The following is a 16,352-nucleotide window of genomic DNA, read 5'->3' on the forward strand; positions in this document are numbered from 1 at the left end:
TATTTTAATTTGTTTATACTTCAATCAATAGACAGTAAGTGCTTATAACCAAGTCTGCATAAAACATAATACAAACCCTGACAAATAGACTCCGCCAGGGTTTGTATCCGCTTTCATTCTTCACAGAGCTAAGGCGGAAGAATTTATATTTCATTACTTTAGTATTAATACCCGCCTTTTCGCCTTCGCAGGTTAATTGGTGTCAGGTAGAGACGCTGCAAGCAACGTCTCTACATCCGCCACGCGGCTATTAGAAATTATTGATTATAAACTTCTTTATATCAATAGTTATTCATGTCTTACTTAACGACTGCCTTAACAATTGTTCCGTCTTCCAAAGCTACAACCACGATTCCTGCAGGAGCGTTGAATGTAACATTGTCAGAAGTGATCGTTGTGTTGGCAACGGTCTGACCTAATACATTACTGATGACAACTTTCTTGTTAGCAGCATTCAGGATCGTTACCTTACCCTGGCCACCCAGAACTGTTACGTCAGTTGTATTGATAGATTCGTTAGAAACCGGATTATGTTTTTCAGCTTCATCGAAGTAGATGTCACCTGTAGAGGTAGCAGTCTTAGATGTTGCGAAGTCATAGAAGTCTTCTGACGGAATCATTTCTTCACCACCGACACACTCGTTGAATGCACGAACACGTGCAGTGTAAGCTGTCTGCGGGATCAGGTTATGAACAGCTATCGATGTTGCAGTTGCAGCAACCTTGAACGATTCTTCACCGTCGAAGTTGATATCATCCTGCCATTCGTAATAAGCCGTAGGCAATGAACCTACTTCAGTTCTCCAGTCACCTGTATTGAAGTCACCACCATTAATAGGCATACCCTGTACCGGTTTTCTTACCATCCATGTTGCAGGAGTATCGAACAGATAAATGTCGATCTGATGAGCGTCTGTCTGGAATCCTTCCATCAGGCGGATTGTATATTTAACCGGTTTCGTGATGTCTGTAGTCAGATCCATGTTGTCCATCTGATGGGCAATCGGAGCATAACCCCAGTTTCTGTCGATCGGTTGCGTATTACCTTGCAGTTCGAAGTTGTCTACGCTTACCTTAGTTACCTCCTTCTTAGGTGCACCTGCAGCATCCGTATATTCTTTAGTTACTTCCAACCAGTAGTTAACTTTATTATCACGGTGAATCACATCGCCTGTTGCGTTGAACAATTCAACCCAAATAGTCTTGCTTGCATCGTCAGCACGTACTTCAGACATGAATACATCTTCAGAAGTATACTTCGGAGTGAAGCGACCTACAGCTACCTGATAGTACTGAGCACCCGGAGTTGCTGTCCATTTGATGCGAGCATCGCTACCACCAACGTCACCCGGTTCCATATCTTTGATATACGGCATTTCAAGACCGGCAGTGAATACCAGCGGCAGATCCTGCTGAACGTCACATACTGCAGCCAGAGAAAGTTTATTCTCTACGTCACACAGATCTTCTACATTCGGAGTTGCACGAATATCGATCTTGGCAGCTACGTCACCACGAAGAACATTCTTAACCAGTTCGCCGGCAGCACCTGTATAGATATAAGGAGCTTCCTCAACTGTACCAGCCAGTTCCATTGATTTTTCACGGATGAACAGTTTCACTTCTTTTGATTTATTTGTTCCGAATGTGAACAAGTCAGAAGCGCTCAACAAGTTGATTTCCTGTTCAACCTTAGGATCCGTATCGTTCACAGTAGTACCGTAATGAGGCAGGTCACGACCCTGGATATAGAATACCGAGTCTTTAGAAGCACCACCATTTACAACACCGAACTGGAATGCATCGATTCTGTTCTTACCAGCAGCGTCAGAGCTATACCATACTTCAGGAACTTTCACGTCACCCTTGATAGTAGCTGTCAGCGTATCGGTAATATTAACACCGTAAGGAGCCCAGATACCGAAGTGTTTCCACTTTTCATCTTCAAATGTCAAATTATGTTTGTAATCATCCAGGTCGAAGAAGTACACGCGGTTCCATCTTTCAACGTCAGAAGCATGCTGTTGCGGAGCCAGACGGATAGAGTCTTTCGCATAGTAGCGAGCCCACATACCTTTTTCAGCACCACTTGTAATTGTATCGATAGTCATTGCAATGCCATCGCGATCTTTCGGATCGAACTTAGCAGAAACAAGAGCCAATACTTCACCGTATTTGTTCGGAGAGATCTGAACTGTCGTACCTACTGTATCCACTTTACCATAAGGTTCGCCATTGAGGTCGGCAAGAACTGTTACTTCATAATCGAAAGCACCTTTCTTGTTAGAGAATACATCCATATCAACCGGCTCAGTAATGTTCAAACCGGAAATGATGAACTGACCGTCGCGTACCGGATAGCAAGTATTTACATAACGAGTCTTGTAATCCTTACGGAAGATTTCGTTATAGATCAGGTTCGGAGCAGGAACCCAGTTGCCTTCAGAGCTACCTATGCTACTACTATAGTTTGCATTCGGATAACCGCCACTACCGCAGTCATTGCAAGAACCGAACTGCTGAGTCAGGAATGAATAGAAGCTTGTATATGAACCGATGATCTTATCCGCATTCATTGTTGTTGTCAAACCTCTGTCGGTAGTACCGAATGTATAAAATTCGTTCCAACCTTTCTTGTTAGAAGCAGTTACACCGAACTGAGCTACGTGATTGAATACGTTAGGAGTGCCTTCGAAGCAGCAATAATCCCAATATTCTTTTTCAATCGGAAGCAGGTTCACGTCGTTGTAAGGTACATATTTAACAGTCATATCAAGACCGTTTTCTTCTACGTACTGTACTGCATAGTCATTATCCAGGTCTACCTTGTAGATCAAAGTATCACCTATGCTCATACCGATAAATTTGCCGAATGTAGCACCGCTATATTCTTCGATCGGTCTTTCCTGAGTACCTTTCTTCACATATACTTTCGCAAAGTCAAGGCTTTCACCTGTGAACATGAACGCATTTGTATGATAAACTGCATCGTCGAAGCTTTCGCCTTTAGAGAACTGTTCTTTGAAGACCTTGATAGAAGCAACTTTTCCACCAGGAACATCCGGTTTCAAACCTGTTGCGAAGATCTTAACAGTGTGAGGTCTTGACTCATATTTGTAGTTATCCCATTCGTCGTAAGGAGCGAAGAAGAAATCTTTGCGGTCGATACGTTCGAAATATTTCAGGAATTCAGAGCTAAGAACACCCATAGCGTGGCTTAACAGAGACTGGTCAGTATCCTGGAACCATACGAATGTATTGTTACCGAAGACCTTGATCGGACCTGAATAAACTGCACCACCTACCTTATCCATCAGATCCTGACCGGTGTAAGTATAAGTCGTATTAGCCAATACTTCTCCATTTTCAAAATATCTTGCGATAGAAGCATCGTAAGTCAGAGCCGGATTGATAGTATATGTTTCATTTACATATTTAGACTCGTCGTCGCCGATGTTTACATCACCACGGTGATATTTGAAGATAGCGTTAACGCTAACGATGTTCGGATAGATATTACCTGAGCAGTCGATTACTTTTACTGTTGCATAAGTACCAACCACTTCCGGTTCATCTTCAATGCAGCATTCCGGACAACCATGTTCTTCCAGCCATGCAGCATAGTCAATATAGCTCTGTCCGTGAACTGTCATCGGCAGATAACGACCCGGCACATAAGTAGAGTCTTTCTTATTATCATCATCAAGGAAGACGATCTTCCAACCTTTGATATTCACATCGTCATCGTAACGATCGGTTGAATGTCTAGGAGCTTTTGTCCGGTTAACCAGCAATAATTCACCATAATGCATTTCATCCATGTAACGACCGTTGTCGAATGAATTGAAATAAGGCAGGTTCTTGAAGCTAACTTTTGCAGTCTTGAAATCCAGATATTCGTCGAAGTGCAGATCGTTCAATTCGTTATATTCAGGAACAGAAGTAGCCTGAAGTGCATAACGAGCTGTATCTGAAGCTTCAGCTGTGATAGTAGACCAAATATAGTTAGATTTTTCAAATGCTTTTACTTCTTGAGGAGCGAAGTAATAAGTGAAACGAGCGCTTGATTTGCAATCGCGATCGTCGCTAGCATCTGTCTGAACGAAGAATTCACGAGGGATCAGATAGGTAACTTTCTTATCTACACCCGGTGTACCTTTTCTAACAATTTTGTTAGGTGAATCTGTTGCCAGTTCATCCAAAGATACCCAACCCTCAACTTTCGACATATCACCCATCTGAGAGATTTCCATCTTATCAACGATAAACGGATATTCAACATTCAGTTCATAATATGCCAACTCTTCTTTCGGAGCCTGAGTTTGATCGATAAAGGCCAGAACATCGCGAGTCGTACTACTACCGAAAGTGGCAGTATATTCATTGTTTGACTTGCTGTTCTTATACAATGTATTCCACAGATCTACTGTTGTTGTCAATGTATCAGGAGCGCAAGAAGTATTACGTCCGGCACCGGCTTCAAATATCTTTGTATTTGCAGCACCGAAAGCAACGCTCGGACGATTGAACGCCAATCTTGCATTTGTGAATACTGTCAACGGTTCTGTGTTCTTCGAACCTGTAGATTCTACTGCATCGTCAGCAACCGATTTAGCACCTCTGAACATAACAATGATCATCTTGTTGTCCAAAGAGCCCTGCTGCCATGAATCAGCACTCGTATTATTGGCATCAGAAACATGCGCTTTAATATGATGCGTATGGGCTGTTGCTATTTCATGGTTGCTGGCTGTGAAAACTTCACGGTCTGTAACCATCTGACCTACAAATTCACCTGCCAGATCATAAACATATACGTCATATGTCCAGTCGATCGTACGGTTTACCAGGTCTGTATTACCAAAAGCACGAATGTCCATTTCAACGCTTTCAACACCTGTCAAGCCTTTTGTGCTGTACAGGAAGTCTACACGTGAACTGGCAGTCTGGTTCTGATAAATACCTAGTCCAGTATTGCCTTTGTCATCTGTAAATTTCAGATATTCGGCCGTGTTCATTTCTTCGTGATTCTTAATATCCGAATAAGCCATCTCCAGATACTTTCCGGTAAAAGGCCTCAGATAGTTAGAGCCATCACTTTCATCCAGATTGAAGAAGGTTACGAAAACACCATTCATCAAACCTGCATTCATCTTTGTAAAGTCGATCATCGACTCATAATTGCCATAAGAAGTCGAATTAGCTTCCCAATGATCGTGAACATTCACCTTGTCGATCGGTTTCAAATGAATCGAGCCTTCAATAAGGTCCGCCTCATCATTCCACGCGCTTTCAGTGTTCACTGCTTCATACCATTTAGCCTTAATATTGGTATAGTCTTCCCCTGCCGCATTCAGCACCGGAGACAAACCATAAAAGGCCATAGCACATAAAAGAGCGGCCGACCCGCCTTTTACCAAAGTACTTTTTCTCATACGTAAAACATTTAATTAATAAAATTATGATCTATACTCAAATTGATTATTTTCCTCTCATTTAGCCTCTCTCTGCTCATTTCAGCCGCCTAACCCCGTAGGACACAAGAAAAAGCATTTTAACGGAACTGTTAAATGCCTGTATATCGGCATCCTTTTTACCCGTCGATTGCCGATTTGACGAGCTAAAACGTTCCTTTTTTCTAGTCAGTCGTTTAAGATTCTTTTACTTTTGTAACAAAAAGCGGGTATTTTGTCCTTGTTTCCGTATCGTACTGATAAGAAAGCAGATAGAAAAGTGAAAAAAGTTCTGAAAAGGGTTGCAGGTTCGAAAGGAATGCGTATTTTTGCTGAACGAAAAAAAGGAACGTTTTTTTTAGTCATTCGAAATCGGGCATCCGCCTTTGATATTTATTCCATACCAAGAATTTAGTCTATTTATTTGCATATCTTTTTTTGTGGTCGATCCAGGCTCCGGAAGCACATTAAACTAACGTACGCGTACTTTAATATTAATAAATATATATCCAAAATTACCCATTCCCCTTAATTGTATAATATAATTTTTTCAGCTTTTATATAAACGTAAGATACACACTACTCCCCATCCCCCGATTATCATTTTGTCACTAGCCGGGCGGCTAAATCAGACTAGTATACCGTATAAATGATATTACCCTACCAGACAATATTTTTTACCTATCATTTAGCCTATCAAAAACGTCCGTCTCATTACAATGTGTAAACGGATGAAAAGGCATTTTAAAACATACCTGTTGTTTAATACAAATCCCTTTCGTATTTTTGTAAGCTACTAGAGAGATAAAAATGAAACAATATTTAGAATTGCTGGATCGCGTATTGGCCGAAGGTGTCAGGAAGGAAGACCGTACCGGGACCGGTACACAAAGTGTTTTCGGCCACCAGATGCGATTCAATCTGGAAGAGGGATTCCCTCTGCTTACAACGAAGAAACTGCATCTGAAGTCGATCATATACGAACTGCTCTGGTTCCTGCAGGGAGATACGAATGCGAAGTATCTTCAGGAACATGGCGTGCGTATCTGGAACGAATGGGCAGACCCTGACGGAAACCTGGGACATATCTACGGTTTCCAGTGGCGCTCATGGCCGGACTACAAGGGAGGTTCCATCGATCAGATCAGTGAAGCTGTCGACACGATCAAACATAATCCGGATTCCCGACGGATCATTGTCAGTGCCTGGAATGTGGGTGACCTGGAAAACATGAACCTTCCGCCGTGTCATGCGTTCTTCCAGTTTTATGTGGCAAACGGACGGCTGAGCCTGCAAATGTATCAGCGCAGTGCCGACATATTCCTGGGCGTACCTTTCAATATTGCTTCCTACGCACTGTTACTGCAGATGATGGCACAAGTTACAGGACTGAAGGCCGGAGATTTCGTTCATACGCTGGGCGATGCACATATCTACAGCAACCACATTGAACAGGTAAAACTACAGCTTACCCGCGAACCGCGTCCTCTCCCCCGGATGGAGATTAATCCGGATGTAAAAAGCATCTTCGATTTCAAATTTGAAGATTTCAACCTGACCGGCTACGACCCGCATCCTCATATCAAAGGGGAAGTGGCGGTCTGAACAATTGACAATGGAGAATAGACAATTAAAGAGATAGAGAGTATAAACAGACTATATAAATTGATAAGTTTATGAGTACAATTTCAATCATTGCCGCAATTGCAGAGAACAACGCGATTGGTAAAAACAACAAGTTGTTATGGCGTCTGCCAGCCGACATGCGACGTTTCAAAGACTTGACCACCGGCCATGCCGTGATCATGGGACGTAAAACATTCGAATCTCTGCCTAAAGGACCGCTTCCCAACCGGAAGAACGTGATCCTGACTACTATGCCGGAAGCAGGTTTTGTAAACTGCTTTGCCTGCGAATCAATGGGCGCTGCATTGGATATCTGCGAAAAAGAAGATGAAATATTCATCCTTGGCGGTGCTTTGGTATATCGTCAGGCGTTACGTATCGCAGACAAGATGTACATCACACGCGTACACGGAGAGTTTAAGGATGCCGATACATTTTTCCCTGTCGTAAACTGGGATATGTGGGAAGAGGTGGAACGCCAGGAATTTCCGGCTGATGCCAAACATGCTTATCCGTATACATTCCTTACTTATCACCGTAAGAAATAATTTAATATCTTTCAGGGCTCATGGGTTTATATAATAGCAGACGGTCTGATCGTCTGCTATTATATAAACCCATTTTCTTTGATGTATCCCATACTGAAGTTTACACCTTATTAACAACAGGTTTACATCTTTTTAGTCTTTCTTTGTATCTATATAGCAAAGAACGTTGTTTAACATGTAAACCCATTACAGATATGAAGATAAAAGCTATTATTGTTTCCGCATTGATACTGTGCTGTTTATCAGCAGTTATCATGTATACGACAGCGGCACAAACAAAAAACGAAAGCAAAATGATTACCGAAGCCATTCAAGGTAAGAACACACCGCAACTGATCAAAGCTTTGATCGGCCGGATGAAAGAGCAACTCGAAGTGAACGAGGACGACTTTCCTGCGCTTATTAAAGAAGTGGAAAACTATGCAGCCGAATGCAAAGAGCCGGCCTCGACAGCCGTACTCCATTCGATGGTGGCTGAAATGTACAACCGCTATTACATACAGAACCGGTGGAAGATCAACCAGCGGACCGACCTGGTCGGTTACGTTCCGGAAGATATCCGCGAATGGACTTCCAATCTTTTCACCCAAAAAATCAAGGAGGAACTAAATGCTTCGCTGCAACCGGCCGGCCTGTTGAAGCAAACACCCGTATCCGAATTCAAGGCAATCCTTGAAACAGGGAAAGATACTCCGGCCCTTCGCCCTACCCTGTATGATTTCCTGGCATTCCGTGCCCTGGATATTGATCCCTCAACAGAGATATACGAAGAACTAATCGCTTATCTGAATACGCAACCGGATAAAAAGGCAGTGGTACTTACCACCCTTGATTACCTTTCGTTCAAATATCCTTCCCTTTATCAGGAAAAGGATAGAGTTCCCTATCAGGCCGCTCTCGACAGCTTGCAGAAAGTGTATGCCGATAAGGATTACTCGGTAGAAATCGTTGCCGCCCGGTTAAATGCACTGATGTCTGCCGGCGATTATAACAATCCGGCAAAACAGGATTCCCTCAAGACAATAGAATACAATATTTGTAAGGAGACAATTGCCCGTTTCCCGAACTACGAACGGATCGGCCTATTAAAGAATCGGTTGGCGGAAATGCAAAATCCGCTGTTACGCGTCAATACAGAGAATACGATCTATCCGGGAAAAGAGTTGAACCTGAAAGTTAATTACAGGAATATCCCCAAGATCACCGTTAGTATATACAAAAGTCTGAAAACACCTTTGCAGACAACCTATTATAATGTAAAAGACACCAGCCAGGCACTCGGTGCACTCGTTAAAGAGGTTACTTTCTCTTTATCACAGCCCAACACATACACAGAGTCGGACACAAGCCTTGTTATCCCGATGGGAGATATGGGATTGTACGAATGTATCATTACGGTGCCCGGTACGCAGATAAAGACCAACAACCTGTTCAGCGTGAGTCGTCTGGCCAGTGTTTCACGTAATATGACCAACGGTTCCACCGAAGTGCTGGTGACAGACTACCTGAGCGGAAAGCCGGTAAGCGATGCCGCCGTCGTTTACTATTCCGGAAAACGCAGCAACTTGCAGAAGCAGGGAACAGTGAAAACAGACCGTGACGGATTAGCCGTTCTTCCCCGCCAAAGCGAATTGATGGGTTATCAGGCTACACACCGCGAAGATATTTATTCAATGCTGACACTTGTTTATCCGGGCGGACAGCTCATTCAAAATAAAACAAAAGTCCGTCCGCAACTGGCTCTGTTCACCGACCGGGGATTGTATCGTCCGGGACAAAACCTCTATTTTAAAGGTATAGCTTATGTCAACGATACAGAAACACCATACGCCGTAGAAGGAGAAACCTATAAGATCACTTTACGGGATGCCAATTGGAAAGAAGTGGCAACCAAAGAGTTGAAGACCGACAAATTCGGTTCTTTCAACGGCGAGTTTACATTGCCTCAGCAGACACTTAGCGGAATGTTCACCCTTTCCACCGAGTATACCAGCACCAGCGTACGTGTGGAAGAATACAAACGCCCGACTTTCTTTGTCGAGCTATTGCCTGTCAAAGGAGATATTTCTTTCGGCGACCAAGTGACGATCGAAGGGAAAGCACAGACTTTCTCCGGCGTTTCCCTGCAAAGCGGAGAAGTGACTTACCGTATTAACAAGCAACCTTTCTGGATGCGCAATTATTTTGGTGGTAACACGAACGAACAGGTGGCAGAAGGAACCACAACAATCGACAACGATGGTACGTTCTCCTTCAAATTCCGTCCGGAGAAATCGACAAACGGATACAGCTTCTTCCCTTATCAGAGTTACATCGTAACAGCAACCCTGACCGACAGTAACGGAGAGACGCAGGAAGCAACCTATACGTTCTCAGTCGGAGAAACCAGTATCGTCCTGAATACCGATATCCCCTCACAAATAGACAAGGATTCTGTTAATGCGATCGTATCGGCACAGACGCTGAACGGGGAGAAACTAACTATCGAGGGTACTTATACAATCTATAAATTAAGTGATAAAGGAACAGAGACCCTCTACGGACAGGAAGAATATAAAGAAGAACAACAGGTCGGAGCCGGCAAATTCGTTTCCGGACAGGCCATCGACAAAGAAGCATTCAAAAAACTGGCTGCCGGTCGTTATCGCATCAAACTGGAAGCCAAAGATTCAAAAGGTCGTCCAGCCACTACACAACAAGACTTTATATTATATAGTCTGCGAGATAAACGACCACCGGTATTCACACATCTATGGTTATTGAATGAGAAGACCGATTGCCTGCCGGGAGAAGAAGCCAATATACTGTTCGGTACATCCGACAAAGAGGCTCATGTCCTTTATGAATTGTATCAGGATGGCAAATGTATTTCACGTAAACGGTTGGTATTAAACAATGAGAACCATCTTTTCCGTATTCCATTCCTGGAAAGCTATGGAAAAGGTATTGTTGCCAGCTTCACCTTCGTAAAGAACGGAAGGTTGTACACCACCCAGTCGCAAATCAAACGTCAGCAACCGGACCGCCGTCTGACTATTAAACCGACGACCTTCCGCGACCGTCTGCTGCCGGGTAGCCGGGAAACCTGGAAATTCCGCATACTGGATGCTGATTCCGTTCCCGTTAGTGCAGAGGTACTGGCAAGCATGTACGACGCCTCACTGGATAAGATTTTACCGTTCAGCTGGTACTTCAATCCGGAACGTTCTGTTTACCTGAACATTCCATTCTTTAATACAGGAACCGGTATGGATCAGAAAATGATGTATGATGCCGGAAGACCTGATCGTATTAATATACCTGATTATCAGTATGACCGCTTGAACTGGCAAGGCATTATGGATTTCAGAAACCGTAGAGCCTATGGCGGAGGTATCATGATGAAATCGTCGGCCGCCCCGATGATGGCAGAATCCCAAGCTGTTGAATATATATTAGATGATGCCGTAACGATTACCGGAGGTGTACTGGAAGAAAATGCGGTTGTTTCACAGTCGCAGAAAATGGATGAAGGTGCTGCGGATACACCGCAAGAAACAATGTTGCAGGTAAGGGAGAACTTTAATGAAACAGCATTCTTCTACCCTTCTCTCTTGACGAACAAAGAAGGAGATATAGAGTTGCAATTCACTTTACCGGAAAGCAATACAACCTGGAAGTTCCAGGCTGTGGCCAATACATCCGATATGAAATACGGTCTGTTGACAAAAGAAGTGATCAGCAGTAAGCCGTTGATGGTCGTGCCGAATCTTCCGCGTTTTATGCGCCAGGGGGATGAAGTATCCGTCAGCACACAGGTGATAAACAATTCGAAAGAGTCTATCACCGGACGGGTGAGACTGGAACTGTTTGATCCGGCAACCGACCAGCCGGTGATCTGCCTGACCAAATCGCAAAAAGCATTCGCACTGGCAGCCGACAGTATTACAACAGCTTCATGGACATTCCGCGTGCCGGAAACAACCAACCTGATCGGAATCCGTATCGTAGCCGACTCGGATTCAGGCAGCGATGGCGAACAACACCTGATCCCGGTTCTGTCGAACCAATTGCTTATTACGGAAAGCACGCCGTTCTACTTGATGGGAGAAAACGAAAAGCAAATTCGGTTATCCGGCAATCAATCTACCGGAACCCGTAAGCCGTTCTGTATGACGCTGGAACTGACAGCCAACCCGATCTGGTATGCCGTACAGGCCCTGCCGACATTAACGCAGCCGGCCAACGACAATATCATTTCATGGTTCGCTTCGTATTACAGCAACACACTGGCTAACTATATCGCTACTGCCAATCCGCGCATACAGAAAGTGATCAGCCAGTGGAAGGCCCAGGGAGGAACAGCTTCAACCTTGTATTCAAATTTGGAAAAGAACCAGGAACTGAAAAATATCCTGCTTCAAGAAACGCCGTGGGTACTGGCTGCCGACAACGAAACAGAGCAGAAGCAACGGTTATCCTTATTGTTCGACCTGAATCGTGCTGCCCAACAACGCGAACTGGCTTTGCAACAATTGTTGAAGCAACAGAATGAAGACGGCGCATGGGGTTGGTTCAAAGGTTTCTATCCCAGCCGCGAAATCACACTGCATATCCTGAAAGGAATGTCGCAACTGGTAGAACTGGGTGCTGTTCAATACGGACAAGAAGAAAAAGAGATGCAGATGAAGGCGCTCAGGTATCTGGACAAACAGATGCAATCGGATTACGAACGCCTGCAACAAGTCGATAAAAAGTGGCAGGCCAGTTCACCGAACTCATTGCAACTGGAATTTTTATTCGTCCGTAGCTCTTACCGGGATATACCTGAACTGGGTGAGGCCCGCGAAGCGATTCGTTTCTACACGACACAGGCTGAAAAAACATGGAATAAACAGAACCTTTACGGTAAAGGAGAAATTGCCCTATTGATGCACCGGAACGGTAAAAAAGAAGTGGCCAGCGAGATCCTTGCCTGGTTGCGTAAGACGGCTACCGTCTCTACCGAACAGGGCATGTATTGGGCGAACAACCGGAGAGAGAACGGTTTCTTTATCTCCCCGATCGATACCCATTGCTTGTTGATGAAAGTATTCAATACTTTATCGCCGGACTCTAAAGATACCGACCGCATGAAGCAATGGTTATTGAACCAGAAACGTACTCAGAACTGGGAATCGGTTCCTGCTACACTGAATGCGATCTACGCCCTATTATTGACCGGAAGCGACTGGCTGAATGATAACAATACCTGCACCGTCGACTGGGGAGGTAAAACATACAGCACTGCCGAAGGTGAAACGGCAACCGGTTATCTGAAGGTCGTACTGGATGAAAAAGAAATTTCTTCCGAAAGAAATTCTATTTCCATTCGGAAGGAAGGAAATACGCCTGCCTGGGGAGCTGTCTATGAGCAGTACTTCGAAAATATAAATAAGGTAGATAAACAGAAGGGTGTACTCAACGTTGAAAAGAAATTGTTCATCGAAAGCAATAGCGGCACCGGCCTACAGATACAGCCGGTAACCGACGGTAAACTTCGCATAGGCGATAAAGTGGTAGTACGCCTGACTATCCGCACAGATCGTGAAATGGATTATGTATTCCTAAAAGACTTGCGGGCAGGATGTTTCGAACCGGCCGACCAGATTTCAGGAACGAAATTCAGAGACGGAGTAATGTATTACCAGTCACCGACAGACGTATCGGAGAACTTCTTCTTTAACCGTCTGCCGGCAGGAACTTTCGTTATCGAATATCCTGTTTACGTAACACGTACAGGAGAATATGCAGGTGGAATCAGTACAATTCAATGCCTGTACGCTCCCGAATTTGTTTCGCATACGGAAAGCGAGAAGCTAACGGTTAATTGAATATGGAAAATTGAGAATTGAAAATGAGAGACTGAATATCAGTACCACCAGCGGATAATCGTATCAACCTGAGCGTAATTTTCAATTCTCAATTCTCAATTCTCAATTCAAATATGTATCTTTGTAAAATAAACAATAGCTAAATAAAAAGTAAAATGAAACAGATTATTTTTATTTTTATGGCAATCCTGCTTGCTACAGGAATGGCTTCTGCTCAGAAAAAAGCAGTTATTTCTGCTGAACAAACTTCTCACGACTTTGCACAAATTAAAGAAGCCGATGGAAAGGTATCCACTACATTTGTAGTTAAAAATACAGGCGAAGCTCCGCTGGTAATCACCCGCGTAATCGCTTCCTGCGGATGTACAACCCCCGAATGGACAAAAGAACCGATCGCACCCGGTCAGACCGGAGATATTAAAATAACATACGATCCGAAAGGACGTCCCGGACCGTTCTCCAAAACAATTTCAGTTTACAGCAACGGTAAAACCGGAAGTTACATCCTGACCATACGGGGAGAGGTAATTTAATTTACAACAAGCTAAACTAAAAACAAAGAATGCTGAATATGAAAAGACTGGGCTTTATTCTATGCTGCCTATTCCTGATAACAGCTAATATAGCGGCACAGAACGGAGCTCAGATAAGTGCAGACGAACTGACCTATAACTTCGGTACTATCGCCGAAGCGGATGGATTGGCCAGTCATACTTTTGTTATTAAAAATACGGGAGACGGTCCGCTGGTCATCACTCGTATCACTGCTTCTTGTGGCTGCACGCAACCGGAATGGACAAAAGAACCCATCGCCCCGGGAAAGACCGGAAACGTAAAAGTGACCTATAATCCCAAAGGACGTCCTGGCCCGTTCTACAAAACGATCTCAATATTCAGCAATGGTAAAAAAGGCAGCTATACGCTGGCTATCAAAGGAAACGTAACACCGAAACCGCTTATACCGCTTCAGATTTTCCCCTACTCGATAGGTGACCTGAAGATGCAGACTAAAACGGTGCTGTACAGCAGTGTCCGCCCCGACGATACACTGGGAGAAAAGATCAGTGTCAAAAATGAAGGAAAGACAACGCTGACGATACACCAGGGTAAAGTGCCTCACTACCTGACCGTAGAAGTGCGCCCGACCCAACTGGCTCCGGACGAAGTAGGTGAAATCACTTTGTTGCTGGACGCGAAAGCGGCAAAAAGAAAAGGTAGGGTTACGACAGAAATACCTTTGACGATCGAAAGTATCGGTCAAAAAGAAGTAACCGGAAAGGTACACGTAGCCGCCAATATCATCGATAACTTCGGCAAACTGACTGCTGCTGATAAGGCGCAGGCCCCGGTAGCCCAGTTGTCAGGAACATTGCTCGACTTCGGCAAGCTGCCGGAGAAAGGAAGCTTTATACCGTTGATCGGAGGGAAAGTGACCGGCACTGTAGAGGTGACCAACACCGGAAAGTCACCGCTTATCATACACAGTTTCACCTGCGATGATGAACGGATCGATATTTCAGGAGGGAAAAAAGAATTGAAGCCGGGAACAACGGCTATATTCAAAATATCAGTTCGTCCGAGAGAAATAAAGACGAAGCTGGAAGCACTGGTAAATATTGTATGTAACGACCCGAACGGTCCTGTTCGCCTCATAAAGGTAACAGCAGAAAAGTAAAATCAATGGACAATTGACAATGAAATATTGTTGTTGCCCCTTAATTGTCAATTGTCAATTATCAATTAAATTATGGAACATCCCGAAAACGACGATCTTTACAGAGGATTAAAGGTAAACAAGGGAGTAGCCGACGTACCGACTGTAAACCCCTACCTCAAAAAGAGACTTCAACGCAAAGAATATACCCCTTCCGAGTTTGTCGAAGGGATACTGAAAGGAAATATAACCATCCTCAGCCAGGCAGTTACGCTGGTCGAGAGTGCAAAATACGAACATCAGCAGCTGGCACAGGAGATCATTGAAAAATGTCTTCCTCATGCGGGTAAATCAGTCCGCATCGGCATTACCGGCGTTCCCGGAGCCGGGAAAAGCACCTCTATAGATGCTTTCGGCATGCACCTGATCAAAGAAGGACGCAAACTGGCGGTACTGGCCATCGACCCGAGCAGCGAACGTTCCAAAGGAAGCATCCTGGGAGACAAGACCCGCATGGAGGCTTTGTCGCGCGAGAAGAATGCATTTATCCGCCCTTCCCCATCCGCAGGATCATTGGGTGGCGTGGCACGTAAGACTCGCGAAACGATCGTCTTGTGTGAAGCAGCCGGATTCGATACCGTATTCGTTGAAACAGTCGGTGTCGGACAAAGCGAAACGGCCGTTCATTCCATGGTCGATTTCTTCCTGCTTATCCAGCTGGCCGGAACAGGCGACGAACTGCAAGGCATCAAGCGAGGTATCATGGAAATGGCAGACGGTATTATTATCAACAAGGCCGATGGAGACAACATCGATAAAGCCAAGCTGGCTGCCGCCCAGTTCAAAAATGCACTGCATCTCTTCCCACCCGCAGATTCGGGATGGTTTCCTAAAGTGCTGACCTATTCGGGTTACTACAACCTGGGTATCAAGGAAATCTGGGACATGGTCGGTGAATATATGGAGTTCACGAAAAAGAACGGTTATTTCAATTTCAAACGGAATGAACAGGCTAAGTACTGGATGTATGAAAGTATCAACGATACATTGCGGGAAACATTCTATCATAATCCGGCAGTTGAAAGCATGCTGCTCCATACAGAGCAGCAGGTGCTGAACAACGAAATCAGCTCATTCGTTGCCGCCAAGAGGATGATGGATCTGTTCCTCGAAAACTTATCGAAGAAATAACGCAAAAGATAAAAAGAAAGCCCGTCGA

The 16,352-nt window shown here is 44.4% G+C and carries 7 protein-coding genes; 6 read left to right on the forward strand and 1 reads right to left on the reverse strand.

Annotated features, from left to right (window positions below):
- Nucleotides 1-299: 299 nt before the first annotated feature.
- Nucleotides 300-5,435, reverse strand: coding sequence for a DUF6383 domain-containing protein (locus DXD68_RS07715; RefSeq protein ID WP_122361034.1), 5,136 nt, complete (start codon nucleotides 5,433-5,435; stop codon nucleotides 300-302).
- 828 nt (nucleotides 5,436-6,263) lie between these two features.
- On the opposite strand from DXD68_RS07715, the gene DXD68_RS07720 reads away from it, so the two are divergent.
- The 6 genes from DXD68_RS07720 (at nucleotide 6,264) to meaB (ending at nucleotide 16,324) form a co-directional block, all read left to right on the forward strand.
- Nucleotides 6,264-7,058, forward strand: coding sequence for a thymidylate synthase (locus DXD68_RS07720; protein ID WP_122361035.1), 795 nt, complete (start codon nucleotides 6,264-6,266; stop codon nucleotides 7,056-7,058).
- A gap of 71 nt (nucleotides 7,059-7,129) precedes the next feature.
- Nucleotides 7,130-7,627, forward strand: a complete 498-nt coding sequence (locus DXD68_RS07725; protein WP_122361036.1) for a dihydrofolate reductase — start codon at nucleotides 7,130-7,132, stop codon at nucleotides 7,625-7,627.
- Between the two features lie 194 nt (nucleotides 7,628-7,821).
- Entirely contained in the window at nucleotides 7,822-13,479 is a 5,658-nt protein-coding gene (locus tag DXD68_RS07730) for an alpha-2-macroglobulin family protein (protein ID WP_122361037.1), read from the forward strand.
- A 155-nt stretch (nucleotides 13,480-13,634) separates the two neighbouring features.
- The gene (locus DXD68_RS07735; RefSeq protein ID WP_075556133.1) at nucleotides 13,635-14,012 is read left to right on the forward strand and encodes a DUF1573 domain-containing protein; all 378 of its coding nucleotides are present in this window, start codon (nucleotides 13,635-13,637) and stop codon (nucleotides 14,010-14,012) included.
- Between the two features lie 29 nt (nucleotides 14,013-14,041).
- Nucleotides 14,042-15,154 carry a DUF1573 domain-containing protein gene (locus DXD68_RS07740; protein ID WP_122361038.1) on the forward strand — a complete coding sequence of 371 codons (1,113 nt, stop codon included), beginning with the start codon at nucleotides 14,042-14,044 and terminating at the stop codon, nucleotides 15,152-15,154.
- A 72-nt stretch (nucleotides 15,155-15,226) separates the two neighbouring features.
- A complete protein-coding gene (gene meaB, locus DXD68_RS07745; RefSeq protein ID WP_122361039.1) occupies nucleotides 15,227-16,324 on the forward strand; it encodes a methylmalonyl Co-A mutase-associated GTPase MeaB in 1,098 nt (365 codons plus the stop codon).
- The last annotated feature ends 28 nt before the right edge of the window (nucleotides 16,325-16,352 follow it).

It is taken from the genome of Parabacteroides sp. TM07-1AC, assembly GCF_003480915.1.
GTDB lineage: Bacteria > Bacteroidota > Bacteroidia > Bacteroidales > Tannerellaceae > Parabacteroides > Parabacteroides chongii.